The 26,658-nt window shown below is 63.8% G+C and carries 21 protein-coding genes; 16 read left to right on the forward strand and 5 right to left on the reverse strand.

Going from position 1 to position 26,658, the window contains the following annotated elements; genetic code table 11:
* Nucleotides 1-46: 46 nt before the first annotated feature.
* Entirely contained in the window at nucleotides 47-1,099 is a 1,053-nt protein-coding gene (locus tag K3M67_RS17070; protein WP_066863107.1) for a LacI family DNA-binding transcriptional regulator, read from the reverse strand.
* Nucleotides 1,100-1,230: 131 nt separating this feature from the next.
* On the opposite strand from K3M67_RS17070, the gene K3M67_RS17075 reads away from it, so the two are divergent.
* The 3 genes from K3M67_RS17075 to K3M67_RS17085 all read left to right on the forward strand — a co-directional run bounded on the left by K3M67_RS17075 (nucleotide 1,231) and on the right by K3M67_RS17085 (nucleotide 4,105).
* A complete protein-coding gene (locus K3M67_RS17075; protein ID WP_285833714.1) occupies nucleotides 1,231-2,016 on the forward strand; it encodes a 2-keto-4-pentenoate hydratase in 786 nt (261 codons plus the stop codon).
* A 29-nt stretch (nucleotides 2,017-2,045) separates the two neighbouring features.
* On the forward strand, nucleotides 2,046-3,314 hold the full coding sequence (locus K3M67_RS17080) for an MFS transporter (RefSeq protein WP_198162992.1): 1,269 nt from the start codon (nucleotides 2,046-2,048) through the stop codon (nucleotides 3,312-3,314).
* A gap of 212 nt (nucleotides 3,315-3,526) precedes the next feature.
* Nucleotides 3,527-4,105 carry a hypothetical protein gene (locus tag K3M67_RS17085; RefSeq protein ID WP_066863115.1) on the forward strand — a complete coding sequence of 193 codons (579 nt, stop codon included), beginning with the start codon at nucleotides 3,527-3,529 and terminating at the stop codon, nucleotides 4,103-4,105.
* Here the strand turns inward: K3M67_RS17085 and K3M67_RS17090 are convergent.
* Entirely contained in the window at nucleotides 4,102-5,004 is a 903-nt protein-coding gene (locus tag K3M67_RS17090; protein WP_285833543.1) for an SDR family NAD(P)-dependent oxidoreductase, read from the reverse strand. The genes K3M67_RS17085 and K3M67_RS17090 overlap by 4 nt on opposite strands.
* 133 nt (nucleotides 5,005-5,137) lie before the next feature.
* Here K3M67_RS17090 and K3M67_RS17095 point away from each other — a divergent pair, with 133 nt between their 5' ends.
* The 5 genes from K3M67_RS17095 to K3M67_RS17115 are packed head-to-tail and all read left to right on the forward strand — an operon-like array spanning nucleotide 5,138 to nucleotide 11,450.
* The gene (locus tag K3M67_RS17095) at nucleotides 5,138-6,562 is read left to right on the forward strand and encodes an MFS transporter (protein WP_285833544.1); all 1,425 of its coding nucleotides are present in this window, start codon (nucleotides 5,138-5,140) and stop codon (nucleotides 6,560-6,562) included.
* Between the two features lie 37 nt (nucleotides 6,563-6,599).
* The gene (locus tag K3M67_RS17100; protein WP_066863120.1) at nucleotides 6,600-7,358 is read left to right on the forward strand and encodes a nuclear transport factor 2 family protein; all 759 of its coding nucleotides are present in this window, start codon (nucleotides 6,600-6,602) and stop codon (nucleotides 7,356-7,358) included.
* Between the two features lie 4 nt (nucleotides 7,359-7,362).
* Nucleotides 7,363-8,790, forward strand: a complete 1,428-nt coding sequence (locus K3M67_RS17105) for an NAD-dependent succinate-semialdehyde dehydrogenase (RefSeq protein WP_285833545.1) — start codon at nucleotides 7,363-7,365, stop codon at nucleotides 8,788-8,790.
* 3 nt (nucleotides 8,791-8,793) lie between these two features.
* Nucleotides 8,794-9,849 (forward strand): amidohydrolase family protein, encoded by a 1,056-nt coding sequence (locus K3M67_RS17110; protein WP_285833546.1) that lies wholly within the window; start codon nucleotides 8,794-8,796, stop codon nucleotides 9,847-9,849.
* On the forward strand, nucleotides 9,846-11,450 hold the full coding sequence (locus K3M67_RS17115) for an MFS transporter (protein ID WP_285833547.1): 1,605 nt from the start codon (nucleotides 9,846-9,848) through the stop codon (nucleotides 11,448-11,450). Before K3M67_RS17110 ends, K3M67_RS17115 begins: the two co-directional genes overlap by 4 nt.
* Before the next feature lie 3 nt (nucleotides 11,451-11,453).
* Here the strand turns inward: K3M67_RS17115 and K3M67_RS17120 are convergent, their stop codons facing one another.
* On the reverse strand, nucleotides 11,454-12,923 hold the full coding sequence (locus K3M67_RS17120) for a lignostilbene-alpha,beta-dioxygenase (protein WP_285833548.1): 1,470 nt from the start codon (nucleotides 12,921-12,923) through the stop codon (nucleotides 11,454-11,456).
* 114 nt (nucleotides 12,924-13,037) lie between these two features.
* On the opposite strand from K3M67_RS17120, the gene K3M67_RS17125 reads away from it, so the two are divergent.
* The 7 genes from K3M67_RS17125 (at nucleotide 13,038) to K3M67_RS17155 (ending at nucleotide 22,410) form a co-directional block, all read left to right on the forward strand.
* Nucleotides 13,038-13,493: a Saro_0803 family transcriptional regulator gene (locus K3M67_RS17125; protein ID WP_232313875.1), complete on the forward strand. Its 456-nt coding sequence runs from the start codon at nucleotides 13,038-13,040 to the stop codon at nucleotides 13,491-13,493.
* A 243-nt stretch (nucleotides 13,494-13,736) separates the two neighbouring features.
* On the forward strand, nucleotides 13,737-16,244 hold the full coding sequence (locus tag K3M67_RS17130; protein ID WP_285833549.1) for a TonB-dependent receptor: 2,508 nt from the start codon (nucleotides 13,737-13,739) through the stop codon (nucleotides 16,242-16,244).
* Nucleotides 16,245-16,300: 56 nt separating this feature from the next.
* The gene (locus K3M67_RS17135; RefSeq protein ID WP_066863138.1) at nucleotides 16,301-17,068 is read left to right on the forward strand and encodes a glutathione S-transferase family protein; all 768 of its coding nucleotides are present in this window, start codon (nucleotides 16,301-16,303) and stop codon (nucleotides 17,066-17,068) included.
* Nucleotides 17,065-17,814: a glutathione S-transferase family protein gene (locus K3M67_RS17140; protein WP_285833550.1), complete on the forward strand. Its 750-nt coding sequence runs from the start codon at nucleotides 17,065-17,067 to the stop codon at nucleotides 17,812-17,814. The genes K3M67_RS17135 and K3M67_RS17140 overlap by 4 nt, the downstream gene beginning before the upstream one ends.
* 4 nt (nucleotides 17,815-17,818) lie before the next feature.
* Nucleotides 17,819-19,381 (forward strand): AMP-binding protein, encoded by a 1,563-nt coding sequence (locus tag K3M67_RS17145; RefSeq protein ID WP_285833551.1) that lies wholly within the window; start codon nucleotides 17,819-17,821, stop codon nucleotides 19,379-19,381.
* A gap of 43 nt (nucleotides 19,382-19,424) precedes the next feature.
* Nucleotides 19,425-21,548: a PQQ-dependent dehydrogenase, methanol/ethanol family gene (locus K3M67_RS17150; protein WP_285833552.1), complete on the forward strand. Its 2,124-nt coding sequence runs from the start codon at nucleotides 19,425-19,427 to the stop codon at nucleotides 21,546-21,548.
* Nucleotides 21,538-22,410, forward strand: coding sequence for an amidohydrolase family protein (locus K3M67_RS17155; protein ID WP_285833553.1), 873 nt, complete (start codon nucleotides 21,538-21,540; stop codon nucleotides 22,408-22,410). Before K3M67_RS17150 ends, K3M67_RS17155 begins: the two co-directional genes overlap by 11 nt.
* Before the next feature lie 7 nt (nucleotides 22,411-22,417).
* Here the strand turns inward: K3M67_RS17155 and K3M67_RS17160 are convergent, their stop codons facing one another.
* Both K3M67_RS17160 and K3M67_RS17165 read right to left on the reverse strand, forming a co-directional pair.
* A complete protein-coding gene (locus K3M67_RS17160) occupies nucleotides 22,418-23,158 on the reverse strand; it encodes a ThuA domain-containing protein (protein WP_443018174.1) in 741 nt (246 codons plus the stop codon).
* 88 nt (nucleotides 23,159-23,246) lie between these two features.
* Entirely contained in the window at nucleotides 23,247-24,908 is a 1,662-nt protein-coding gene (locus K3M67_RS17165) for a M28 family metallopeptidase (RefSeq protein WP_285833554.1), read from the reverse strand.
* 152 nt (nucleotides 24,909-25,060) lie between these two features.
* On the opposite strand from K3M67_RS17165, the gene K3M67_RS17170 reads away from it, so the two are divergent.
* On the forward strand, nucleotides 25,061-26,644 hold the full coding sequence (locus K3M67_RS17170) for a Na+/H+ antiporter (protein ID WP_285833555.1): 1,584 nt from the start codon (nucleotides 25,061-25,063) through the stop codon (nucleotides 26,642-26,644).
* The last annotated feature ends 14 nt before the right edge of the window (nucleotides 26,645-26,658 follow it).

Below are 26,658 nucleotides of genomic sequence, written 5' to 3' on the forward strand. Positions count from 1 at the left end.
TGATCCCGGCATAGCATTAGACACCGGTGTCATTTCTGTGCTTTTATCAATTGTTGGCGGGCGGCGCAACCGATCCGCGGCGGATCAGCGTGGAACTGAACATGGACGGCTCCTTGACATCCCCTGCCTCACCGATGGCAGTGCCGATCAGTTTCAACGCAGCGGCGCGTCCCATCGCCACGATCGGCCAGCGAACCGTACTCAGCGGCGGCCAGACGCGGGTCGTGACAGGCGTGTCATCGAAACCGATGATCGACAATTCCTCCGGCACGGCGATGCCCCGCAGGCGCGCCGCATATAAAACGCCGGCCGCCATTTCGTCATTGCTGGCGAATATCGCCGTGGGACGGGGCGTCAGGTCGAACAGGCTTTCCGAAGCGGACAGGCCCGATTCGAACGTGTATTGCCCATCCGCCACAAGGCTACGCGGCAGGCTGATGCCCGCCTCGGCCAAAGCCAGCTCGAAGCCTTCGCGTCGTTCCTGCGCGGAACGGAACCCGTGCGGCCCGGCGATCAAGCCGATGTGCCGATGCCCTTGGGCAATGAGATACCGCACGGCATCGGCCACCGCCTCCCGATCATTGGAAGCGACCATATGTTCGGCATCGTCCAGCATCGCCGACCCCATGCGGACATAGCGGCAACCCTGCTCGTCCAACATCCGTGCCAGCGCATCATTTTCCGACATGGGCGGCAGGACCACGACACCGAACAGGCGCTGACGTGTCACGAAGCCCCGAATATCGTCCATGACATGGTTCGACCCGCGCTCGACGGGGCGGATCACCAGTTCGAACTCCGTCCCATGCAACGCTTCCAATATGCCGCGCTGCATCGACAACACCATTTGCGCATTGGGATTGTCGTAGATAAGCCCGATCAGGAAATTGCGTCCCAGCGCCAGCGCCCGCGCCTGAGGGTTGGGCACATAACCCGTCTCCCGGATGATCGCCTCCACCTTGTCGCGCGTTTCTCCGTTGAGCAGCGGTGACCGGTTGATCACCCGACTGACGGTTTTCTTGGATACACCGGACATACGCGCGATGTCGTTGATCGTCAGTTTGGGGGTCGACCCCTCATCCTGCTTCTGCTTGGCCATGCCGCCTTATAGCCCAGTTGACGGCCAGCGCCAGCGGCGTTGCAGGCAATGGCTTGTCAATGACACCGGTTTCCTATACCTCTAGCCGCCATGTTCAAGGAAAGGATTATTGCGTGAGCGCAAGCAGCAGCATGGCCGATGCCATCGCGAAAGGCTTTCTGTCGGCACGCAGGGCAGCACAGGGCCTTGCGGATTATCCCGGCACGGTGCCTGACACGCTGACAGAAGCCTATGCCATCCAGGATGCGGCGCTGGCCCGCGTGGAAGACAGGGTGGCCGGTTGGAAGGTCGGACGCATCCTGCCCCCGCTTTCCGACCAATATGGCAGCGATCGCCTCGCCGGCCCGATCTTGGCCCGCACGGTCGCGGCGATCGAATCCCATACCCGCGGATTGGTCTTCGCCGACGGCTTCGGCGCGATCGAAGCCGAATTTCTCTTCCGGATCGGCAAGACACCGCCAGCGGGAATGACGCACTTCACGCTGGAGGAGGCAGCCGATCATGTCGATGCTGTGCATATCGGCGTCGAGATTGCCAGTTCACCCTTCGTCGGCATCAACGCGATGGGACCGGCGGTGACGGTGTCCGACTTCGGCAATAACAATGGCCTGCTGATCGGTCCGGCGGTGCCGGACTGGACCAGCGGCGCCTATGCGGAGCAAAGTGTGACGACCCGCATCGACGGTACGGAGGTCGGCACCGGTGCCGCATCAGCCTTCTCACACGGCGCCTTGGGGTCTGTCCGCTTCCTCCTCGAAAATCTTGCCTCGCGGGGAATTGCCATCCAGTCGGGCTGGTGGGTATCGACAGGCGCTGTCACCGGTGTACATCCGGTGCGGCCGGGGCAGGAAGTGGAGATGGATTTCGGGCCGCTCGGCACCCTCCATTGCCGGATCGACGCGCAAGAGCCGCAATAAGCGGCCGATTTCAGAAACGGAGCAGGATGATGAAGGAAGTTGCTAAGCAGGCGCCGCAGGTCGGGCGCTATCGCTGGGTGATAGTCGGCCTGCTGTTCGCGGCTACCGCGATCAACTATGTCGACCGGCAGATGATCGGCGTGCTGAAACCGACGCTGGCCCAGGAAATGGCCTGGTCGGAAACCGATTATGCCAATATCGTCTTCTGGTTCCAGGCCGCCTATGCGGTCGGCTATCTGGGCTTTGGCCGCATCGTCGACGTGATTGGCGCGCGAATGGGCTATGCCGTGGCGGTCGTGATCTGGACGATCGCGCATATGGCGCATGGCGGTGTCCATGGCGTGACCCAGTTCGCAATGGCCCGCTTCGGGCTCGGCGTCGGTGAATCCGGCAATTTCCCCGCAGGCATCAAGGCCGTTGCCGAATGGTTCCCGCAGAAGGAGCGCGCCTTCGCTATCGGCCTGTTCAACGCCGGTGCCAATGTCGGCGCGATCGTGACGCCGCTTCTCGTCCCCTGGTTGACGGTGGCTTATGGCTGGCGCGTCGCTTTCTATGCCACAGGCATTTTCGGCATCGTCTGGCTGATCGCCTGGCTCGCCATCTATCGCCGGCCGGAGGAACATCCCAAGGTTTCGGCCGACGAACTCGCCTATATCCAACAGGATCCCGCCGACCCGGTGCAGAAGATCGGGTGGGGCCGCATCGCCACGGTAAAGGAAACCTGGGCCTATGCGATCGGCAAGTTCTGCATCGACCCGATCTGGTGGTTTTTCCTCTTCTGGCTGCCCGGCTATCTCGGGACCCGCTACGGTCTCGACCTGGTCAGCTTCGGGCCACCGCTGGTGGCGATCTACCTCCTCTCGGACGGTGGCAGCATCTTCGGCGGGTGGCTGTCGAGCCGACTCATGAAAGCCGGGAAGAGCGTCAACGCCGCGCGCAAGTTGACGATGCTGATCTGCGCCTTCGCGGTGGTGCCGATCTTCTTCGCGCAGGAAATCGACAATCTGTGGCTCGCCGTGCTCGTGATCGGCATAGCCACCGCTGCGCATCAGGCCTTTTCGGCCAATCTCTATACCCTCCCCTCGGACATCTTCCCGCGGGGCGCTGTGGGTTCGGTGGTCGGCATCGGCGGCACGATGGGCGCGGTCGGCGGCATGGCGATGGCCAAATATGCCGGCTATATCCTTGATGGTATTGGCAGTTACACGCCGCTCTTCGCAGTAGCTGGAAGCGCCTATTTCATTGCGCTGGCCGCAGTTCACCTGCTTTCCCCCCGGCTGGAACGCGTCACCGTCTGACAAGGCGGAGGCCGCTTCCTCCTTATCTGGCAGATGCAGAAGGCGGCCTCCTCAAGGTGCCGCCTTTTGCATTGGCACACCGGCGGGCCTCGCCTCCGGTAAAGTTTCCGACATGACACTTTACCGGAGGGCAAAGTGTCACAGCCGACAAAAGTGCGACTCGGCCAAAAAAGCGGATTCACAAGGAGTCCGCACTGTGCTTGATTCACCTTATGTTTCATGGCTCCGTCCCCTCTCGCATTGCTGGCGGCAGCGATATTTCGCTGCTTCTCGACCAGTTGTCGCATTGCTGCTCACGGCCCCGTTACGCGTTCATGTTGCTGACGCTGATTGCCGATGTCGCCCGCCCCGACGGCAGCGCCGGTCCGTCCGTGCGGGTGGGTGACGCCCTCATCCCGTTGCGCGACTGGCTGTGCGACGCGCTGACGCCGATGGGCCATCGCGACCCGCGCCGCATGGCGCTGGTGGAGCGGGTGCGGGAGGAACTGCGTAAAGCCGGGAAACTGTCCGGCGACATGGCAGCGGATGACGCGCAGGTGCAGGATGATGTGCGGGCGCGGGTACGGGCATCGGGCAAGACCAATCTCAGCCGCGCGGCCTCTGAACTGGTGAAGGCGGGCCTGCTCAAGCGCCATTATCAGGGCTTCCGCGTCGATCATCTCAATCGCGGGGCGCAGCGCCAGGCTGTCTATACGCTGACCGGGCGTGCCCGGGCGCTGGTCGGCGCACCGCCTGCCGCGCAACGGCCCGCGGCGCCCCGGCCGCGCCAGGGAGACCTGTTCGCCTCCTAAGCCCGTTCGCGCGCTGCCTGCCGCGCCCTGGCGTAGCTCTCCCGCCGCATCTTTTCGAAGCCGACGCGCTGGTCGAAACCGACATCCTGCGGATAGTCCCGAAAATCCGCCAGTATCTCTTCGAACACTGTTGCGAGTTCGTCGCGAAATTCGGGATGCGGGAAGATGTGGAAGCGGTTTTCCCGCATCGCCGCCAGCGTCCGCGCGGCGATGACGTCCGGTTCCATGCCGAACTGGTGCAGTTGGGCCAGCCGCTCGACCGCTGCCCCGTCCACGGGCTTGGCATCGGCGCTGAGGCCCGTCGGGCGGACTTCGTCGCTGGCGTAGATATGGCTCTTAACCAGACCTGGGCAAAGTACCGAAACGCCGATGCCGTGCGGCGCCAGGCTGTAGCGCAGGGATTCGCTCATGCCACGCACCGCGAATTTTGTGGTGTTGTAGATGCCTGGCGCACCGCCGCACAGGAAACTCGCCATCGATGCGGTGTTGACGATATGGCCGCCAAGCCCCGCCTCTTTCATGCGCGGCGCAAAGGTCATGATACCATTGATGACGCCGTGCAGATTGACCCCCATGACCCAGTCCCAATCATCATAGCTGGACTCGTCGATGGTCTGGAACAGGTTGATACCGGCATTGTTGAACAGCAGGCTGACCGGTCCCAGCGCCGCTTCCGCCCGGTCGGCTGCCTGCGCGAAGCCGGCGCGGGACGCGACGTCGACATGGACAGCTGTGACCGCCTGATTGTCGAGCGTCTTGAGCGCGGCGGCCAGCGCATCCTCGCGAATGTCGGCGATCGCGACCTTGCACCCTTGCGCCAGCAGGGCGCACGCAAGGCCCAGGCCGATCCCGTTCGCGCCGCCGGTCACAAAGGCTGTGCGGCCTGCAAATTCCAGCATCCCATTCTCCTTCGTCGCATCTTTATAACGAGCGTGCATTTTTCTCTCGCCATATTCGTATAGTTCACTTACAAATTCGCCAAGCCGAAATTTCACCCCTGTGAACAAAGGGGGAAGTGGAGAGGAGATGGTCATGGCCCTGGCGCCCGCGCCTATTGCGACCGACAATCCGTGGAACGAGGATGAGACGACATCCCCGGATCCAGCCCGACCGGGATTGCAACCCTATTCGATGACTGCCGCCTATTGGGCGCTGTTCGTCATCATCCTTGCCACGTTCATCACCTTCTTCGAGCAGGTCGTCTTCGCCATGCTGGCGGAGCGGATCAAGGCGGATTTCGGACTGTCGGATTCGCAGCTTGGCTTCCTGGCCGGTCCGGCCAGCATCATCTGCTATCTGTTCGTCGGCATCCCGCTGGCGCGCCTGGCGGACATCTTTCCGCGCAAATATGTTCTGGCAGGCGGGTGCGCAGCGCTGGGCGTCATCACATCGCTCGGCGGCATCGCCCAGACCTTCGGCCAGTTCGTCGGAACCCGGGTCTTCCTGGCGGCGGGGGGATCGGCCCATGCGCCTTCCTCCTACTCTCTGCTGGCCGACGCCTTTCCGCCCCGCATCCTCACCCGCGCCTTTGCGCTGCTGCAATTCGGCTTCATTGGCGGCACGACGCTGGGGCCGGCAATCGGCGGGCTTCTGATCGCGACGGCGGCGGGGTGGGCGCCAACCGAGCACGGGGGCCTGACCATATTGGGCTGGCAATGGCTGATGATCTGGCTGGGGCTGCCGGCCCTGCTGGTCGCGCTGCTGTTCCTGACGATCAGGGAGCCACCGCGCCAAACGCCCCCGGTCGGAAGCATCACGCCGCCGGCTGACGCATCGCTGGGCCGCCGCATCCTGACCTTCACCGGGCTGGACGCCGCCCGGGCGATCCATGCCAAGCGTCGTGTTTATTATCCGCTGTTCGCAGGCCTCGCGCTGAGCGCGATCGAGGTGTTCGGCCTGCAATTCTGGCGCGTTCCCTTCATGATCCGCACCTATGGCTGGAACGAGGCACAAATCGGCGCTGTCATGGGGAGCATGACGCTGCTCGCCTCTCTGACCGGGTTGCTGCTGGGCGGCATCTTCGTCGAATGGCTGGCCAAGCGTCATGCCGATGCCAATGTGCGCGCCGCCGCGATCTTCTTCGGCTGTGTGACGATATGCGCCATCCTCGCCCCGCTGATGCCCAATGGCTATGCCTCGCTGGGCGTCGCCAGCTTCGGCGCGATGTTCGGCATTGCCGGCGCAGTGCCGCAGAACGCGGCCATCCAGCGCGTCGCCCCCAACGCCATGCGCGGCCAGGTGACGGCCATCTACCTGTTCATGTTCACCTTTTTCGGGGCGATGGGCAGCTTCCTGGTCGGGCTGGTGCAGGATTATGTCATCGGCGACCCCAGCCAACTGTGGAAGTCGCTGGTTCTGACGGCCGGCGTGCTTCTGCCGATCGCCACCCTCTGCATGGTCCGCGCCATCCGCCCCTATCGCGAGGAAGTGGAGCGGCTGGCCGCCGAAGTCGCGTAATTCGTAAGTATTACATACAATAATAGGAGAGAATATCATGTCCGACGCCGACCGCATCGCCCGCCTGGAACAGTCGGTCGCTGACCTCGCGACTCGTCTGCAACGGCGCGAGGATGAGCTGGATGTGCGAAAGCTCCAGCATCTCTACGGCTATCTGATCGACAAATGCCTCTATAACGAAACAGTCGATCTGTTTACCGACGACGGCGAAGTCCGCTTTTTCGGGGGCGTCTGGCGCGGCAAGGCGGGCATCCGCCGTCTCTATGTCGAGCGCTTCCAGGCGCGCTTCACCCATGGCACCAACGGACCGATCGACGGCTTCCTGCTCGACCATCCGCAGTTGCAGGACATTGTCGATATCGATCCTGATGGCATCACCGCCCATGCCCGCGCGCGGTCGATGATGCAGGCGGGGCGGCACAAGGATTATGCCGATCCTACCAACCCGATGCTCGGCGCGCGCCAGTGGTGGGAAGGCGGCATCTACGAAAATACCTACAAGAAGGTGGACGGCATCTGGCGCATCGAGATATTGAACTACATGCCGCAATGGCACGCCGATTTCGACAAGGGCTGGGCGAACACGCCCGCCGAATATGTGCCCTTCCCCAAGATCACTTGGCCCGAAGACCCGACCGGCCCCGATGCGCTGATCGAAGATCATTGGTTGTGGCCGACGCACAAAATGGTGCCGTTCCACATGGTCCATCCGGTAACGGGCAAGGAAATCGTCGCCGAACGTTGGCAGGGCGATATCGACCGCGAACGCGCGGCGCGCGAAGCCGTGAGCGCCTGACCCCATGGCCTATCCCGACCTTTATCTTATGATCGATGGCCAGCGGCTGTCGGGCGGCGGGCGACGCACCCATAAGGTCGTCAACCCCGCCACCGGCGAGGCGATCGCCGACCTGCCGCTGGCCGATGCGGCGGATCTGGATGCGGCGCTGGCGGCGGCGCAGCGCGGCTTCCACCGTTGGCGCGATTCAACGCCCCATGAGCGGGCGGCCGTGCTGCAAGGCGCGGCCCGGCTGATGGTCGAGCGGCAGGAGGAACTGGCCCGCATCGCCACGCTGGAACAGGGCAAGACGCTGGCCGAAGCGCGCATCGAAGTGATGATGAATGTCGGCCTGTTCAATTTCTACGCGGGCGAAGTCTTCCGCCTCTACGGCCGGGCGCTGGTGCGTCCGGCCGGGCAGCGATCGACCGTGACTAAGGAGCCGGTCGGCCCGGTCGCAGCCTTTGCGCCCTGGAATTTCCCGCTCGGCAATCCCGGCCGCAAGCTGGGCGCGCCGATCGCGGCGGGATGTTCGGTCATATTGAAGGCGGCGGAGGAAACCCCAGCATCCGCGCTGGGGGTTCTCCAATGCCTGCTCGACGCGGGCCTTCCCCGCGGCGTCGCGCAGGCGGTGTTCGGCGTGCCCGACGAGGTGTCGCGCCACCTGCTCGGCTCGCCCATCATCCGCAAGATGAGCTTTACCGGCTCCACCGTCGTCGGCAAGCATCTGGCGAAGCTGGCGGCGGAGGATTGCAAGCGCACGACCATGGAACTGGGCGGCCATGGCCCGGTGCTGGTCTTCGCCGATGCCGACATCGAGCGGGCGCTCGATACGGTGGTGGCGGGCAAATATCGAAATGCCGGGCAGGTATGCGTGTCGCCCACCCGCTTCATCGTGGAAACGGGCGTGCATGATCGCTTTCTTGCGGGCTTTGTCGAGCGGGCGAAGAAGGTAACGGTCGGCGACGGATCGGACGCTGCCAGCATCATGGGACCGATGGCGAATGCGCGGCGGCTGGACGCGATGGACCGGCTGATCGGCGACGCGGTGGCCAAGGGCGCCAAGCTGGAGGCGGGTGGCGAACGGATCGGCAATGCGGGCTATTTCTTTGCCCCCACCGTGCTATCGTGCACGCCGCTGAACGCCGCCATCATGAACGAGGAGCCGTTCGGTCCCGTCGCGCTCATCAACGCCTATGCTGATGAATCCGCGATGATCGCGGAGGCCAATCGCCTGCCCTATGGCCTGGCCGCTTATGCCTGGACCAGTGACGCCGCACGGCAACGCCGCATCGCGCGGGCAGTCGAGGCCGGGATGGTCGGCATCAACACAGCGATGATCGGCGGGTCGGATTCACCGTTCGGCGGGGTCAAATGGTCGGGCCACGGCGCGGAGGACGGCCCGGAAGGGATCGACGCCTGCCTCGTCACCAAAGCCATCCATGAAGGATAAGCGATGCGCCATGAACTCAAGACCGGCGGCGACCGCGGCTATCTGCGCATTGCCACTGAAGAAGCCTTCGCCACGCGCGAGCAGATCGACGCCTATCTCCGCATGGTGCGCGATGGAACCGCCGACCGGGGCATGGTGTCGCTCTGGGGCTTCTATGCCCAGTCGCCGTCCGAGCGCGCCACCCAGATAATTGACCGGCTGCTCGACCTGGGCGGCCGCCGGCTGGCGGACATGGATGCGACCGGCATCGACGTGGCGATCCTGTCGTTGACTTCGCCGGGGGTGCAGCCGCTACTCGACACGGATGAGGCCAAGGCGATGGTGGCCCGCGCCAACAATCATCTCGCCGATCGCTGCGCCGCCCATCCCACCCGCTTCGTCGGCATGACGTCGATCGCGCCGCAAGACCCGGACTGGTCCGCCGCCGAAATCCGGCGCGGCGCGGGCGAACTCGGCTTCAAGGGAGTGATGGTCAACAGCCACACCCAAGGCGAATATCTGGACGATGCCAAGTTCGACCCGATTTTCCGCGCCCTCGCCGATACCGGCCAGCCGCTTTACATCCACCCGTCCACCCCGCCCGACGCGATGATCGGGCCGATGCTGGACGCGGGGCTGGACGGCGCGATCTTCGGCTTTGGCGTCGAGACGGGGATGCACCTGTTGCGGCTCATCACCATTGGCATTTTTGATCGCTATCCCGACTTGCAGATCGTCGTCGGCCATATGGGCGAAGCCTTGCCCTATTGGCTCTATCGCCTTGACTATATGCACCAGGCGGGCGTGCGGTCGCAGCGCTATGAGCGGATGAAGCCGCTCAAGAAAAGCATCCACGATTATATGCGGTCGAATGTCTGCGTGACCACCAGCGGCATGGCATGGGCACCGGCGATCCAATTCGCGCAGCAGGTGCTGGGCGAGGACCGGGTCATGTATGCGATGGACTATCCCTATGAATATGTGGCGGACGAGGTGCGGACCCACGATCTGCTGGACATTACCGACGAAGCCAAGCGCAAGCTGATGCAGGCCAATGCCGAGCGTGTGTTCAACCTGTGACCGCAGCGCCCCCTTCGCGCGCCACGGCCTATTATGCACTGGCGCTGGTGGCCGGAACCAACCTGGTCAGCCTGCTCGACCGCAATATCCTGGCCATCCTGGCCCCCGCGATCAAGGCGGACCTCAAGATCGGCGACGCGGAAATGGGGCTGCTCTACGGCACCGTCTTCGCGCTCTTCTACGCGCTGTTTTCGCTGCCCTTGGGGCGGCTGGCGGACGGTTGGATACGCACGAAGCTGCTGGCGATCACCATCGGCTTCTGGTCGCTCGCCACCGGGGGCGCAGCCTTGGCCACCGGCTTCTTCACCCTGATGCTCTCACGCCTGTGCGTCGGCATCGGCGAGGCGGCGTCGCAGCCTGCAGGCACCAGCCTTACCTACGATTATTTCCCCCGCGAGAAGCGCGGCATGGTGATGGCGGTGATGGCCGCGGCGATCGCCATTGGGCTGGGCGGGTCGCTCATCATCGGCGGTATGGCGGCGCAATGGTGGGACGCGCGCTATGCCGCGGGCGCCGCGCCGCTAAGTCTGAAAGGCTGGCAATTCGCCTTTGCTGTGGCCGCGACGCCTGGCTTCCTCATTGCCGTCCTGATGAGCCGGCTGCCCGAACCGCAGCGCGGCGCAATGGACGGCATTCCGACCGCCCACGATCCCCATCCCTTCCGCGCCAGCTTGGACGTGCTGGGCGCGGTGACGCCCGGCTTTCACTGGCTCAGCCTGGCGCGAATGCGGGCGACGACGCGGGACTGGGCGCTGAACATCGGCCTGCTGGCTCTGATCATCGTCGCGATGCTGCTGGCGATCGGCTGGGCCGAAGCCTTCTCGCCCCGTCCGCCTCTGCTTCTTGGCAGCGTGTCGATCAGCCCCCATGTCGTGCAATGGAGCGTGATCGGCTTTGGCGCCTTCGTCATTGCCAACCTGCTGCAAAATCTCAAAGGCCGCGATCCGGTCGCCTTCGCGCTCATCACCCGCAATCCCTCGCTGCTGCTCTGCATCGCGGCGGGCGCACTCCAGAGCGTCATCAATTATGGAGTGATGGGCTTTACCCCGTCCTTCCTGATGAATAGCTACGGCCTCTCGCCTGCCGACACCGGTTTGCAATTCGGGCTGCTGTCCGCCGCGCTCGGCGTCGTCGGGCCTCTGATCGCCGGGCCATTGTCCGACCGGATCGGCGCGAACCGCCTGTCGCGCCGCGTTTGGGTGGCGCTGTTCGCCATGGGGCTGTCGCCCTGCCTGGCGCTCTGGGTCTATCGGGCGCCCGAAGCCGGCGACTTCTACCTGCGCTTCACCCTCTACAGCCTGGTGCTGACCATGTGGATGCCGCCGCTCTATGCCGTCCTGTTCGAACAGGTGCTGCCACGGATGCGCGGGCTGACGGTCAGCCTCTACATCGTCGTTTCGACCATATTCGGCCTCGGCATCGGTCCCTATGCGGTGGGCATGATAAGCGATGCGCGGGGCGGCGACCTCGGCGGGGCGATCCTGTCGATCAATTGGGTCGCGCCGCCCCTGATACTGCTGTTGCTGCTGCTGCTGCTGCGCGTCGAGCGGGACCATGAAAGGCTGCTCCCCCGCGCGCGAACGGCGGGGGAGGCCGTCTGACCGTCAGGACGACAGGCCGATCTGCTCCGCTGTCGCCCAATTGCCGTGCAGCCCGAAGCGCAAGCGGATCGGCACTCGCACCTCCGCAATCGGTCCCTTGGCGATGTCCAGCGCATCGAACAGCAGCAGGTCGCTGCGATGCTCCTCAAGCCGGTTGCAAAGCTGGACGATCCAGCCATCGCCTTCCGGCGCGTCCGCGCTGCGCGGAATGAAGCAGGGCTCCTGCAAAGAGGAAACCGGCCCGCACCACCATTTCTGCTCCTCGCCGGTCCGATGGTCGATCAGGCCCAGCGTGTTCATCAACATCCCGGACGGACTGCCGCCCTTCAATTCCACCGGCTTGGTCGGATCGATCACCAGCATCCAGCCATAGCGATAGGGCAGGCCGGTATAGCGATCGTCGATGCGGGGAAACTCGCCCATCATGTCGGTCAGTCGCCGTACCGCCGCAAAATCCTCCCCGTTGGACGCCATGTCGATCGTCCAGCGCGTCAGGAAGCTCGCTGCCTCCTGGGGATTGAACGGAGCGCCATGGATGTCCGGGAAGAAGGGGAACATGTTGTTCTTCGCCTCGGGCGTGTCGAAATGGATTTTCGTCCCCTCCTGAAAGGCGTTCATGACATGGCTGGCGAAGCAATTGTCGCGCTTGAACCAGCGTATGTCGCTCCCCGTCGCATCGGCCCGACGCGGCAGCACGCCAAGGTAGACCGGCAGCGTCGTGTCGAAGCCGAAATGCGGCAACCCCTGCTCCAGCCGGTCCCAACTGGATGTGCTCGGCACGACATGGAACAGCGCATAATCCGGCGTGATCGCAAAGTCGTGCATCATCGCATAATAGGGCAGTTCGAACCATAGCTCGCGCTTGAGCGTCCCGTCGGGAGCGACCTCATAATAGGTCATGTCGCGCGTCAGCAGCCCCTTGGCCGCATAGCCGAAAGCGATCATGTCGCCGGTTGCGGGATCGATCTTGGGGTGGGCGGTAAAGGTCTGGCCGGTCATCTTGCCGTCAAAGCGGGTATAGCCGTCGGTTTCCAGCGTTGCCGGGTCCATCACCAGTGCCGGGCTGTCCTCCTTCAGCGCATAAAGCCGCCCGCCATGGACGAGGGCTGTGGTATTGGCAGTGCCACGTATCCTGCCGCTGACCGACTCGTCGTCAGTCAGCGGATTGCGATAGGCGCCGAACAGCGCGCGCCCCGCCTCATGTTCCAGCCTCCACTTGTCGGTCTTCGCCCAGCGCTGGCGCAGATCCACCTTGCCATCCCGGAAACGAAACATGGAAATCATCCCGTCGCCATTGAAGGCGATGTCGTCGCCGAGCAGGGGCGGAAACTGCGGATCGGGCTGCACCCGGTAGAAAGCGCCGTCCAGTTCGCGCGGCACCGCGCCTTCCACGTCCAGGTCGGCAACGTCGCCCTCAATCCGCGACGGCGTGTTGAAACCCGTGAAGGACGGTGTGTCCGGAAAATGCGCCACGGCTGATCCTCTCCCTGCTTCTTGGTCAGAGATATTGTATGTGACACTGACAATTTTTCAAGCCGCAGGATTGACGCGAAACTATTTAGTCCGCACACTGTTACAATGAATACCATGGACGCTATGGAGCCGCTCGGCCTCTTTCCCGATCCTCGTCTCAGCGGCATTGACGGTCTTGTCGGTTTCCACATCCGGCTGGCGAGCGCGGCCGTCTACCAGCATTTCACCGATACGTTCAGCGACCTGGGCCTGACGCAGAAGCAGGTGGCCGTACTCTGGCTGATCGAGGACCAACCCGGTATCGCGCAGGCCGATATCGGCCGCCGCCTGAAGATGGACAGGGCCAGTGTCATGGCGATCGTCAACCGGATGCAGGACCGTGGCTTCGTTCAGCGGGGCGCGTCGACGCAGGACCGCCGCCGCCAGACGCTCAGCCTCACTGACGCCGGGCACGCCTCGCTGGAACAGGCGCGTGCCTGCATCGCCGAGCACGAGAAATGGCTGAAGGCGCGATTCACGCCAGCGGAAACGGCAATGCTGGTCGAACTATTGCGTCGCGTCTACGTTTGATCCTTCCGTCGAACCGAGCAAGTGGTTCGATCCTGTTACTTCCACTACTACCAACGGAAATACCGATATTATTTGCCCTCTCCCAATATCGGCAAATATTTCCATTATCATGGCTGCAGGGGCATTCGGCCTCTTGCATCGATAAAAATTGTATGCCTTACTAACAATATCACGGAAGGCGTTCACGGCGGATCACGTCTGGTCAGGGCGGATCTGAAGCCGGTCTAGGAGAGGGGATTTCCCATGCAACACGATCTTCGTGCAATGATGGCGCGCGCCCTGTTGGCGTCCGCTTCGATAGCTGCGATCACCACCCCGGCGAGTGCGCTGGCGCAGTCCCAGCCGCTCCCGCCCGCGCCGCAGGCGGCCGAACAGGACACACTGCCCGCGGGCACCGTCGCCGACATCGTCGTCACCGCCCAGTTCCGCGCGCAGCGGTTGCAGGACACCCCGATCTCGATCACGGCGGTCAACGCGGCGGAGCTGGAGGCGAAGAGCCAGACCAACCTGGCGCAGATGGCCGATGCAGCGCCCAACGTCTCCTTGAAACCGCAAGGCGCCTCCTTCGGCCCGTCGATCACCGCCTCCATCCGGGGCGTGGGGCAAAACGACTTCAACCCCGCCTATGAACCGGGCGTCGGCATCTATATCGACGACGTCTATTATCCGCAGTTGACCGGCGCGGTGTTCGAACTGCTCGACCTCGACCGGGTCGAAATATTGCGTGGCCCGCAGGGTACGCTTGCCGGCCGCAATGCCGAAGGCGGCGCGATCAAGCTCTATTCCAAGCGGCCATCGGGCGATGGCGGCGGCTTCGTCGAGGTGAATTACGGCATCCGCAATCGCATCGGTATTCGCGCGGCCGCCGATTTCGGAATCACCGACACGCTCGCCGTGCGAATCTCGGGGGTCGCCAAGCAGCAGGACGGTTTCGTTGACCGCATCGACTATGGCTGCGCCAATCCGGGCAGCGGTATCGCCTCGACCCAGCCCGCCGGCGATTGCACGATCAGCAAGCTGGGCGGCGTCGGCTATCAGGCCATCCGCGGCATCCTGTTCTGGGAGCCGAGCGACAAGCTCGATGTCACGATCATCGGCGACTATACGCGCGACGAACATACGATTGCAGGCGAAGTGCTGCTGGAAACCAGCCCGGTCAATTCGCCCAACACCAACGCAGCGCCGGGCGTCCCCTATGACAATCGCTTCATCTGCGGCCGCTATTGCAACTATATCGGCACCGGCCAGCCCGCCGGCACCTGGACTCCGCCGATCCCGGTCGACCCCTTCGGCGCGGCCGGCACGCCGCTCGCCGCCACTCAGGGGACCGATCGCAGTCTCTACAAGGGCTGGGGCGTATCCGGACAGATCAACTATGCCCTGTCCGACGCTTTCCAGCTGAGTTCGATTACCGGCTACCGGAGTTTCAACACCCAGTTCGATTCGGACGACGACATCTCGCCCGCCAATATCGGCTTCGGCCGCAACTATCTGGAAAACTGGAGCTTCAGCCAGGAAGTCCGGCTGAACGCGGAACTGGGTGAAGCGCTTAACGGCACGGTCGGCGCCTATTATTTCGAGCAGAAGTCGACCTATGATTCGCTCCAGGACATCCGCTATGTCCCGGTCTATCCGCTGCAATTCCGCCAGCCCGACCCGACCGATGCCGAAGCGAAGGCGGTGTTTGCCCACATCTCGTGGAAACCCATCGACCGGCTGACCCTGAGCGGGGGGGTGCGCTACACGAGCGAGAGCAAGGATCAGACCTATTATCGCCTGAATTATGACGGCACGGTCAATCATTTCCTCGACCCGGTCGGCGCAACCTATGGCCTCGGCTATTCCGGCGCGGACACGCTCGACTATAATGGCAATGGCAACATCGCCGAAACGGTCACTGCGCTGTCGGGCCTCACTGCCCATTACAGCGCCAAGCGCTGGGACTATCGCGTCGCGGCCGATTATCGCCTGACCGACAGCCTGATGGTCTACGGGTCTGTGTCGACCGGCTTCAAGGGCGGCGGCAGCAACCCGCGCCCCTTCAACAGCAGCCAGGTCATCGCCTTCCGCCCGGAAAAGCTGACCGCCTATGAAATCGGCTTCAAGAGCGACTTCTTCAATCGCCGCGTCCGTTTCAATGCTGCGGCCTTCATCAACGACTATGTCGACATCCAGATTCCGGTGCTGACCTGCCCCGGCGCGCCTTGCGCCGCACGCCTCAATGCTGGTGACGCACGGGTCAAGGGGTTCGAGGCGGAACTGTCCGCCTATCCGGTCGATGGCCTCGCGATCGACGCCTCGATAAGCTATCTAGACTTCAAGTATAAAGGCGACAGCCTCAATCCCGCCGCCGCCTATCCCACCAATCCGGGCGGTGTGTCCCCCGACGATCCGCCAGTGTCGCCGCCATGGAAGTTCAGCCTGGGCGCGCAATACAAGATCGACCTGGACAAGGCCGGCAGCCTGACACCGCGCTTCGATGTCACCTATGAAGACAAGAAGTTCGGCGGCGGGTCGGTGGTGAACGGCGCCCGTATCCTCAATTTCGTTCCCGCTTACACTCTCGCCAATGCGCGGCTGACCTGGGCCAATGCGGACGAGGATCTCGACGTCTCGCTCGAAGTCACCAACCTGTTCGACAAATATTATTTCCTCTCTGTCTTCGACCTGCGTGGTGCGGGCGCGGGTGTCCGCAAAGGCCGCCCCGGCAATCCGCGCGAATGGGCGGTGACGGTGAAAAAGAAATTCTGACTTCACGGCCGGGCGGCGCCTCGTCGCCCGGTTCGCTTCATGGAGATGCACCAGGCATGACCGACGTCACGCTTTATCATTGGGAACCCAATGCCAATTCGGGGAAGCCGATGCTGGCCCTGTTCGAGAAAGGCGTCGCCTTCGACAGCCATTATCTCGACCTGCTCAACTTCGACCAGCACAGGCCCGCCTATCTGGCGGTCAACCCGCTCGGCACCATTCCCGCCATGACGCATGGGGTCAAGGTTCTGACCGAATCCACCGCCATCATGGAATATGTGGACGAGGCGTTCGACGGCCCAAGCCTGATGCCGGCCGATCCGGTCGACCGGTGGCGCGCGCGCTGGTGGATGAAGTTCCTCGACCAGTGGCTGGCGCCCAGCTTCTCGATGATCGGATGGAGCGTGTTCGTCGGCCCCTCCGTGCGGCAGAAAGACGCGGCCGAACTGGAAGCCGCAATCGACCGCATACCCATGCCCGAACGGCGCACCGCCTGGCGCAAGGCGATCAACGGCGCCTTCTCGCCAGAGGAAATGGCGGAATCGCAGCGCCGCGTCGCCCTCGGCATCGGCTATCTGGAAAATGCCTTGGGACAGCGCCCATGGCTTGCGTCGGACAGCTACAGTCTGGCCGACATCAACGGCTTCAACCTCGCTTATGCCATGCCCCTGTCGCAGCCGCAGCTCTGCAACGACCAGCTCACGCCCAACATCATGCGCTGGCTGCGCGCCATTTACGCGCGGCCGGCGACCCGCGCCTGCTGGGCACTCGGCCGCACTGATCTCGCCCGCCGCATTTCCTTGCTCGAAAGCGAACCTGCATGACCGGCATCCTCTATCATGGCCAGCCCAACGGCCCGAGCTTCACTGTCCTCGCCGCCGCTTTCGAGAAAGGCGTCGATCTGGACCTCCACCCTATCGACCTTCGTGCGGGTGAGCGACACTCCACCGCCCTCCCCCATCCCCTCGAAGTGGACCAGTCGATCGAGGGCGAAGGCCCGGTGCTGATCGTGGGCGACGTCGCCATGACCGACAGCGTATTCCTCGCCTGTTATCTGGACGAGGCAGGAGACGGCCCGCCCATCCGCCCCATCGACCCCTACGCTCGATGGCAGATGATGGCTTGGTGCCGCTATGTGATCGAACGGGTCGCCCCGGCCGCCGCCGCGCTGGGCAATGCTGCCGCGCCTCCGCGCGCGGTCCCGGTCGGGATCGCCAGCGCGGATCTCGCCGAGCGCTGGCAGGACGCCGTCGAAGGCAGGGCAAGTGACACGCAATTGGCCGACAGCCGGGCCAAGATCGCCCAGGCGGTCGAAAAGATCGAAGCGCAACTGGCCGACGGACGCGACTGGCTGATAGGGGATTTTTCCATAGCCGACCTTGAAAGCTTCGCCTGGCTCGCCGGAATGCGCCCTCTCGTCCCCGAAGCCTTCGCCTCCGCTCCGCTGACCGACGCCTGGGAAATGCGCCTGCGCGCGCGCGCCTCCGTGCGGCAGGCGCGCGACCTCGCGACCGTCCCGAACCCCGAAGCCATCTGGGCGCCCGGCCCGGAGATCAACCGCTGGGGCTGATGCGATGCGCGCGATCGACTATTTCGACAGGGGCCATGATCGTGACCCCGAACGCCCCTGCCTGATCGACGCGGAAAGCGGCGAGACGCTGAGCTTCGCCCAGGTCGGGGCGCTGACCCGGCGGATCGCCGTCGCCCTCCATGCAGCGGGTTTCCGCGATCAGCAGCCGATCGCACTCTATGGCCCCAACAGCGCAATCATGATGGTCGCCCTGCTCGCGATCTGGCGCGCCAATGGCCAGTGGGTGCCGGTCAATACCCGCAACGCGATCGACGCCAATGCAGCCTATCTCGACTATGTCAGCTGCGGCTGGCTCTTCTATCACAGCAGCCAGACGAAGGATGTGGCCGCGCTCAAGGCGCGGGTGCCCAGCCTCTCCCGTTTCGTCTGCCTCGACCGCGCGCAGGATGGCGATCCCTCGCTCGATCAGTTCATCGCGAACTGCGACGTTGACAGCTTGCCCGACTTTTCCGATCCGTTCGGCAAGCCCGACGATATCGTCGGCCTCTTCCCCACCGGCGGCACCACCGGTCCGTCCAAGGGGGTGGTCGTCACCAATCTGGGCTGGGGCACGATGGTCGAGACGCTGGCGGCGGCGGTGGATGGCAGGACCGACACGCCAGTCTCACTCGTTGTCGCACCGATCACCCATGCCGCAGGGCCAGTGGCGCTGGCGACGCTGTCTCTGGGCGCCGCGCAGGTTATTCTGCCGGGCTTCGATGCGGCCGCCGTTCTGGACGCGATCGAACGCCATGGCATCACCCATGTCTATATGCCCCCGACTGCGCTCTACAGCCTGCTCGACGCGCCGGAACTGCCGGACAGCGATACCAAGTCGTTGAAAATATTCCTCCTCGTAGGCTCTCCCGTTTCCCCGGAGAAACTGCGCCGCGCGGTTCAGTTCTTCGGTCCCTGCCTCTGCCAGGCCTATGGTCAGGTCGAATCGCCAATGATCGTGACCTGGCTTTCGCCTGAGGATGTCGCCGCGGCAGCGGCCGGCGACCGGCCCGAACGACTCGCAAGTTGCGGCCGGCCGACCCGTCCCGTGACGGTCGCCATCATGGACGAGGACGGCAACCTCCTGCCCGATGGCGAGACGGGCGAACTGGTGGTCCGCGGCGTCCTCGTCTCGCGCGAATATTATGAGATGCCGCAGGCCACAGCCGAAATCCGCACCCATGGCTGGCATCATACCGGCGACATCGCTCGGTGCGACGCGGACGGCTATCTCTACATCGTCGACCGCAAGAAGGACATGGTCGTGTCCGGCGGATTCAACGTCTTCACCGCGGAGGTGGAAGCCGCCCTTACCGAACTGCCACAGGTGCGCGAATGTGCGGTCATCGGCATCCCCCATGAAAAATGGGGGGAGGCAGTTCACGCCATTGTCGTCGCCGACAATATCGGGGAGACAGAGATTATCGCCCATGCAAAGGCCCGGCTGGGCGGGGTGAAGGCGCCCAAGAGCGTCGCCTTCGTCCCGTCGATTCCCCGGACCGCCGCCGGAAAGATGGACAAGAAAGCCCTTCGCGCCGCGTGGTGGACCGGCGCGCGGATGGTCAATTAGGTGACGGATGCAAACATCTGCACCGCATAAGGAGAGGAAGAGGATGCGGGTCGCGATTGCGCTGCTGTTGGGAACGAGCCTGGCTTTGTCCGCCTGCGGGCAGGGCGCGAGCCAGACCGAAGCCGTGGGTTCGGGAACGGTGGACGCAGCACGCATTATCGCCGCCAGGCCGGCCGAATGGCTCTCGACCGGCCGCACCTATGACGAACAGCGATTCAGTCCGCTATCGGCGATCAATCAGGCTACAATCGGCAAGCTTGGCCTCGCCTGGTCGGCCGACATGGACACCAATCGCGGGCAGGAGGCGACACCGCTCTTCATCGACGGTACCCTCTATGTTTCGACCGCCTGGAGCATTGTGAAGGCCTATGATGCGCGCAGCGGCAAATTGCTCTGGTCCTACGACCCCGAAGTGCCGCGCGAGACCCTGGTCAAGGCCTGTTGCGACGCGGTCAATCGCGGCGTCGCGGCATGGGGCGACAAATTGTTCGTTGGCACGCTCGACGGTCGACTGCTCGCCATCAATCGCAAGAGCGGCAAGCCGGTCTGGAGCGTCGTCACGCTGGACCAGACGAAAAACTATACCATCACCGGCGCGCCGCGGGTGGTGAACGGCCTGGTCGTCATCGGCAATGGCGGCGCGGAATTCGGCGCGCGCGGCTATGTCGCGGCCTATGACGCGGATAGCGGCAAGGAAAAGTGGAAATTCTACACCGTCCCGGCACAGCCCGGCACCGAGAAGGAACCGGACTATCTCAAGAAAGCCGCCGCCACCTGGTATGGGGAATGGTGGAAACAGGGTGGTGGCGGCACCGTATGGGACGCCATGGCCTATGACCCTGAACTGGACCTGCTCTACATCGGCGTGGGCAATGGGTCACCCTGGAATCAGGCCTACCGATCGGAGGGCAAGGGCGACAATCTCTATCTGTCCTCGATCGTCGCGGTCCACGCGAAGACTGGCGAATATGCCTGGCATTACCAGACCACGCCCGGCGACAGCTGGGACTTCACCGCCACCCAGCACATCATGCTCGCCGACATGGAAATTGGCGGAGCCAAGCGCAAAGTGCTCATGCAGGCGCCGAAGAACGGCTTCTTCTATGTGCTGGACCGTACCAACGGAAAGCTCCTGTCGGCCAGGAATTTCGTGCCGGTCAACTGGGCGAGCGGCATCGACATGAAGACCGGCCGTCCGATCGAAAATCCGCAAGCCCGCTATTACAGGACCGGCAAGCCCTTCATCGGCTCCCCCGGCGCGACCGGCGCGCATAGCTGGCACCCGATGGCCTTCGATCCCAGGAGCCGGACCGTCTTCATTCCCGCCAACCTCGCCGCCTTCCCCTATATCCCGGAAAAGGGCTGGAGGGCCAACAAGCTGGGCTTCAATGTCGGCGTCGATATCGCGGCCGCCGCGATGCCGGCCGACAAGGCCGTGCGCGCGGCGGCGATGAACGCGACCACGGGCGCGCTCATCGCCTGGGATCCGGTCGCGCAGAAGGAAAAATGGCGCGTCTCCTACAAAGGGCCATGGAATGGGGGGCTGCTGGCGACCGGCGGCGACCTCGTCTTTCAGGGGACGGCGACTGGCGACTTCAACGCCTATGCGAGCGTGGACGGCCGCAAACTCTGGTCCTTCCCGGCACAGACCGGCATCGTTGCAGCGCCCATCAGCTATGAACTGGACGGGCAGCAATATGTGGCGGTGATGGCGGGTTGGGGCGGAGTCTGGGCGCTTGCGCCCGGCATCCTGTCCGACAAGAGCGGACCCAGCCGCAATATCAGCCGCCTGCTGGTTTTCAAGCTGGACGGGAAGGCCGCCCTGCCCCCCGCTCCGCCGCTGGCGAAGATGCCGCTCGACCCGCCGCCCTCCACCGCCAGCGCGGCGGAGATCGCAGCGGGCGGGGCGCGCTTCGGCCGCTATTGCAGCACTTGTCATGGCGATGCGGCAGTCGGGGGCAGCATCGTCCCCGACCTTCGCCACAGCGCCACCTTGAACGACAAGGCGACATGGCAGATGATCGTGCATGACGGCGCGCTCAAGGATAATGGCATGGTCAGCTTCGCCTCGATCTTCTCCGCCAAGGAGATCGAGGATATTCGCGCCTATGTCATTCACCGAGCCAATGAGGACAAGACACTGGAAAGCACACCCAATGCCCGTTGATCCGAGCAAAGTCATCGCCATCGACGTCCATGTCCATGCCGAAGTGTCGTGCCATGATCCCGAAGACCCGGTGATGGCCAAATATTTCGATGCTGCCTCCGCTTACTTCAAGGCGGATCGCAAGCGGCCGACCATCCCTGAAACGATCGCTTATTACCGGCAGCAGAATATCGCCTTCTGCTTGTTCACCGTCGATTGCGAAAGCGGGATCGGGGCCAAGCGGATCAGCAATTATGAAGTGGCGGAACTGGCTGCGAACGACAGCGACATCGTTATCCCCTTCGCGTCGATCGACCCGCGCAAGGGCAAGTTCGGCGCGCGTGAAGCCCGCGATCTGGTCGAAAATTATGGCGTCAAGGGCTTCAAGTTCCACGGCATCATGCAGGATTGCCACCCGGCCGACCGGGTCGCCTATCCCATCTATGAAGTGATCGCCGAATATAAACTGCCCGCCATCTTCCACACCGGCCATTCGGGCATGGGCACCGGAATGCGCGGCGGCGGCGGGGTGCGGTTGAAATATGGTCAGCCCATATTGGTGGACGATGTCGCGGTCGACTTCCCCGACATGAAGATCATCCTCGCCCATCCCAGCTGGCCCTGGACCGACGAAAGCCTGTCGATGGCGCTGCACAAGGACAATGTCTTCATGGACCTGTCCGGCTGGTCGCCCAAATATTTTCCGAAACAGGTGATCCAGTATGCCAACACGCAGTTGAAGCACAAGATGCTCTTCGGCTCCGACTGGCCGCTGATCCGCCCGGAAAAATGGATCGACGCGGCCCGCGAAGCCGGCTTCCGCGAAGAGGTGCTGCCCCTCATCATGAAGGACAATGCGGTAAAATTGCTGGGCCTGGGTTAGGGGATTATCAGCGCTGCTGCCCCCGCCCCGTCGCGGCCCAATAGATGCCGCCCATCAGATGGGCGAGATAGTTCGGATCGCGATACATCTCCACATCATGCCCCAATGTGGTCACGAACACCCGGCCTTTTTCATGATGATGATACCAGGCCACCGGATGATCCTTGCCCATCGGCCTGGAGACTTGCCCAGGCCAGATCTTCGTCGGATCATAGCTGCTCTCGTCGACCTTGAGCACCGGATTGATGCGGACATCATGAGGATTGGAAAGGACATAATATTCGTCGCTCCATATCCAGCGATCCGGCACGCCGAAACTGGCGGGGAAGCCTCTGTCCGCCACCGTCACCACCCCGGTCTGCAACATCGGATGAATGACGAAGCTGCGACCAACCATCGTCTCGTACCACGTCCATTGGCCGGGGGGCGTGATTGCGGCGCGATGCACCACGATCGCATTGCCGCCCGCGCGCATATAGTCCTCGAACTTTCTGCGCTGCGCCGGATTCAATTCCTCCCCCGGCGTATTCAGGAACATCACCGCCGCATATTGACTGAGATCGCCGTCGAACACATCCGTCCGGTTGGCCCAGGTGAATTCGAATGCGTGCAACTTGGCGAGCCGCTCCAGGCTGTCGCGGGCCACCGGTATATATTCATAATGATATGTGTTGGGGATGGAGAGCACCAGCAGCCGGTACTGGCTCTGCGCAAGCGCAACGGGTGCAAAGATCAGCGCCAGCAACATCGCGAGCAGCCGAAGCCCATGATTCATATCCACCTCCCGTCGATGATGTCACCCGCGATCGCCCGGCCGGCGACCGCGGGTGCCCTGCTTATTTGCGCTGCGCCGCGCTGGCGTCGCGCGCCGCGCGAAACTCGCTGTCGGCGGACCAGTTCGGCCAGCCATGACCATCGACGACCCGGCGCCCGACATTGTAAAGCAGGGTCATATCCCCCGCCCAGCTGCCCGTGTCCCAGCTATCGTCATATTGGTCGGCGGGCTGGTGGTAGCGATCGCGTGTATAGATGTCGCCCAGTTCCTTGCCGCGCGCAGCGCCGCCATTGACCAGCTCACGTCCCGGATTGAAGGAAATCGCCGGCACTCCGCGCTTCGCCATCGGGAAATGGTCGGAGCGGTAGAAGCTGCCGGCCTCCGGTCGCGCGTCAGGCGTGTAATGCCGGCCCAGCTTCTCGCCCTCCTCGGTCAGCATGGTCAGCAGGTCCAGCCTGGCCGCACCGGAAATGCTGAAATTCGTCGTCTTCTCGACGCCGAACGGTCCGTCCATATTGACGACGCCCGCCGTCGTCGCGAGCGGCCGCAAAGGATTGTCGGCATAATATTCGGAGCCGAGTAGCCCCTTTTCCTCCGCCGTCACCGCCAGGAACAACACGCTGCGCTCGGGTTTCGTCCCCTTGGCATAGGCCCGCGCCAGTTCCAGCAGCGCGGCGGTGCCCGACGCATTGTCACGCGCGCCATTATAGATGGTATCGCCCTTCGCGTCCGGCGCACCGATGCCCAGATGGTCCCAATGCGCCGAATAGATCACCGTCTCATCGGGATATTTGCTGCCCCGCACCAGCCCCGCGACATTGTGAGAGGTGATGATCTCGGACTTCACCGCATAATCCGCGCTCATCGTCGCCTTGAGCGGAATCGGCTTGAAATCCTTTTTGCGGGCCGCCGCCTTGGCCGCCTCGAAATCGATCCCCGACGCGGCCAGAATCTTGGCCGCCAGATCCTTCTGAATCCAGCCTTCCATCTGGGTATGCGCGGCCTTGGGATCGGCGCGAACGATGTCGAACATGGTGTTGGTGTTGCTGTTCTTAACGGTCGCCCAGCCGTAGGAGGCCGGCTCGCTTTCATGCACCACCAGCACGCCGGCCGCACCCTGCCGCGCGGCTTCCTCATATTTGTAGGTCCAGCGGCCATAATAGGTCATCAGCTTGCCGCCGAAATCGCCCTCGCCCCCCTCGAAGTCCGGGTCATTGACCAGCACGACCATGATCTTGCCCTTCAGGTCCACGCCCTTGAAGTCGTCCCAGCCGCGTTCGGGCGCCTTGACGCCATAGCCGACGAAGACCAGCGGCAAGTCCGCGAATTTGACCGACGACTGGCCCGTCTCGGCCGCGCGCACCGCGATCTCACCGCCCTGCGCCAGAGGCTGCGTCGCGCCGCCGATCGTCATCGACAGTGCCGGGGTGCCCGTGATGTTCGACATGCGCAGCGGCACGTCCTGGAACCAGCCGTCCTTGTCGCCGGCCGGCGTCAGCCCCGCCGCCTTCATCTGCGCGGCGATATAGCCGATCGTCTTGGCCTCCGCCGGGGTCGCGGGGCCGCGCCCTTCAAATTCGTCGCTGGCCAGCGTCTTGATGTCGGTGACGATGCGCTGGACGTCGAACTGCGGCGCGGCGCCCGAAGCAGCCACCGCCATGGCGGAAGCGGATAACAGAGCGGCACCGGTCATGAACCGCAGAATCTTGAAACTTGGCGACATATTCCATCTCCGATAGGTCGGCATGGACGATGATCTGGCCGATCTTGCACGCCATGTCGATATATGTACGACCAATAAGCGACCGCTTATGCGCTGGACAGCAAGCGACCCTGCGCTAGGGTCATCCCACCCGCGTCAGCCAGAGCGAGCCCATGCACCCGATGCAATATTTCGAACTTCTCGTGGCGATGCTGCTGGCCATCATCGCGCTCCACTACGCAGCACACCGCCTTGGCCTGCCCCCGGCCGTCGCGCTGCTTTCGGGCGGCGCGCTGCTCGCCTTCCTGCCGGGCCTGCCGGTCATCTCGCTCGATCCCGAACTGGTCCTCGTCATCTTCCTGCCGCCCCTGCTGATGGACGGCGCCTGGTTCATCGCACTTGGCCATATGAAGCGCCACATGCTCGGCATCGTGTCGCTTGCGGTCGGGGCGGTGATCTTCACCACCCTTCTCGTGGCGGTGGTGGTCCATTTGCTGATGCCCTCGCTTCCCTGGGCCGCGTGCGCCGCGCTGGGCGCCATCGTCTCGCCGCCCGACGCCGTGTCCGCGCGCGCCGTGCTGCAACGGGTGAAGCTGCCCCGCCGGCTATCGATCCTGCTGGAAGGCGAAAGCCTGCTGAACGACGCCACCGGCCTGGTCCTGTTCCGCTTCGCCATCGCCGCCGGGGTGACGGGCAGCTTCAGCGCGGTCGACGCGCTGGGCAGCTTCCTGGCGCTTCTGGTCGGCGGCCTGTTGGTAGGCGCAGCGATCGGCGCAGCCTGGGTGCTGCTGGTGCGGCGACTGGGCGACGAATATCTGATGATCGCCTCCTCCATGCTGGCGCCCTGGTCGGCCTATCTGCTCGGTGAAACCTTCCACGTTTCGGGCGTGATCGCCACCGTGACGACGGGTCTCATCTGCGGCTGGTACCAGCATGTCGTATTTTCCGCCGCCGTGCGGATGCGCGGCACGTCCTTCTGGGCGGTCATGATCTTCCTGATGGAAGCGACCGTTTTCATGCTGATCGGCTCGTCGCTGCGCGGCGTGGTGGAGCGTGTCGGCGGCTTCGGCGTGGTGCTCGACGACATGGCGGTGCCCGTACTCGTCATCCTGCTCGCCTTGATCGTTGCGCGTTTCGCCTGGGTGTTCGGATCGGACGCGCTCCTGCGCCTCTTCTGCGCGATGGGGCTGCCCCATCGCGCGCCACTGGGCGCCGCGCGCTCCGCCGTGCTGAGCTGGGCAGGAATGCGTGGCGTGGTGACGCTGGCGGTGGCGCTCAGCGTGCCGCAGGATTTCCCCGGTCGCGACTTCATGCTGGTCGCCGCCTTCGGGGTCATCCTCGGCACCGTTCTCCTCCAGGGGACGACGCTTGGCCTGCTCATCCGCTGGGCCGGCCTCAGCGACACCGAGCATGAACGGCCGCGCCTCAGCATGAGCGAAGCGGAAGCCGCCATGGCGAAGGCCCAGGCCGTCAGGGTCGAGGCGCTGGCCTATGATGCGGACGGAACGCTGCTGCATCCGCAGCTCCTGACCCGCTACCAGCGTCGGGCCGAAATATCCGCCGACTATGCGGGCCAGGAAGAACATTATGCCGATCGGCTCCATGCCCATTTCGACCTGGTCCTGGAAGCGATCGCCGCCGGCCGCGCCGAACTGCTCCGCCTGCACCGGGCCGGCGACATCGACGAACATGTCCTTCAGGAACTGGAGCGCGACCTTGACCTGGAAGAACTGAGCGCCTGGTCCGCCAAGGCCTGACGGTCCATGGCGGC

Source organism: Sphingobium sp. V4, from assembly GCF_029590555.1.
GTDB lineage: Bacteria > Pseudomonadota > Alphaproteobacteria > Sphingomonadales > Sphingomonadaceae > Sphingobium.

What these genes read in the sequence shown, in the direction of transcription:
- K3M67_RS17070 (WP_066863107.1), bottom strand. Translation starts at nt 1,099, where the DNA reads ATGGCCAAGCAGAAGCAGGATGAGGGGTCGACCCCCAAACTGACGATC.
- K3M67_RS17075 (WP_285833714.1), top strand. Translation starts at nt 1,231, where the DNA reads ATGGCCGATGCCATCGCGAAAGGCTTTCTGTCGGCACGCAGGGCAGCA.
- K3M67_RS17080 (WP_198162992.1), top strand. Translation starts at nt 2,046, where the DNA reads ATGAAGGAAGTTGCTAAGCAGGCGCCGCAGGTCGGGCGCTATCGCTGG.
- K3M67_RS17085 (WP_066863115.1), top strand. Translation starts at nt 3,527, where the DNA reads ATGTTTCATGGCTCCGTCCCCTCTCGCATTGCTGGCGGCAGCGATATT.
- K3M67_RS17090 (WP_285833543.1), bottom strand. Translation starts at nt 5,004, where the DNA reads ATGCTGGAATTTGCAGGCCGCACAGCCTTTGTGACCGGCGGCGCGAAC.
- K3M67_RS17095 (WP_285833544.1), top strand. Translation starts at nt 5,138, where the DNA reads ATGGCCCTGGCGCCCGCGCCTATTGCGACCGACAATCCGTGGAACGAG.
- K3M67_RS17100 (WP_066863120.1), top strand. Translation starts at nt 6,600, where the DNA reads ATGTCCGACGCCGACCGCATCGCCCGCCTGGAACAGTCGGTCGCTGAC.
- K3M67_RS17105 (WP_285833545.1), top strand. Translation starts at nt 7,363, where the DNA reads ATGGCCTATCCCGACCTTTATCTTATGATCGATGGCCAGCGGCTGTCG.
- K3M67_RS17110 (WP_285833546.1), top strand. Translation starts at nt 8,794, where the DNA reads ATGCGCCATGAACTCAAGACCGGCGGCGACCGCGGCTATCTGCGCATT.
- K3M67_RS17125 (WP_232313875.1), top strand. Translation starts at nt 13,038, where the DNA reads ATGGACGCTATGGAGCCGCTCGGCCTCTTTCCCGATCCTCGTCTCAGC.
- K3M67_RS17130 (WP_285833549.1), top strand. Translation starts at nt 13,737, where the DNA reads ATGCAACACGATCTTCGTGCAATGATGGCGCGCGCCCTGTTGGCGTCC.
- K3M67_RS17135 (WP_066863138.1), top strand. Translation starts at nt 16,301, where the DNA reads ATGACCGACGTCACGCTTTATCATTGGGAACCCAATGCCAATTCGGGG.
- K3M67_RS17140 (WP_285833550.1), top strand. Translation starts at nt 17,065, where the DNA reads ATGACCGGCATCCTCTATCATGGCCAGCCCAACGGCCCGAGCTTCACT.
- K3M67_RS17145 (WP_285833551.1), top strand. Translation starts at nt 17,819, where the DNA reads ATGCGCGCGATCGACTATTTCGACAGGGGCCATGATCGTGACCCCGAA.
- K3M67_RS17150 (WP_285833552.1), top strand. Translation starts at nt 19,425, where the DNA reads ATGCGGGTCGCGATTGCGCTGCTGTTGGGAACGAGCCTGGCTTTGTCC.
- K3M67_RS17155 (WP_285833553.1), top strand. Translation starts at nt 21,538, where the DNA reads ATGCCCGTTGATCCGAGCAAAGTCATCGCCATCGACGTCCATGTCCAT.
- K3M67_RS17160 (WP_443018174.1), bottom strand. Translation starts at nt 23,158, where the DNA reads ATGTTGCTGGCGCTGATCTTTGCACCCGTTGCGCTTGCGCAGAGCCAG.
- K3M67_RS17165 (WP_285833554.1), bottom strand. Translation starts at nt 24,908, where the DNA reads ATGTCGCCAAGTTTCAAGATTCTGCGGTTCATGACCGGTGCCGCTCTG.
- K3M67_RS17170 (WP_285833555.1), top strand. Translation starts at nt 25,061, where the DNA reads ATGCACCCGATGCAATATTTCGAACTTCTCGTGGCGATGCTGCTGGCC.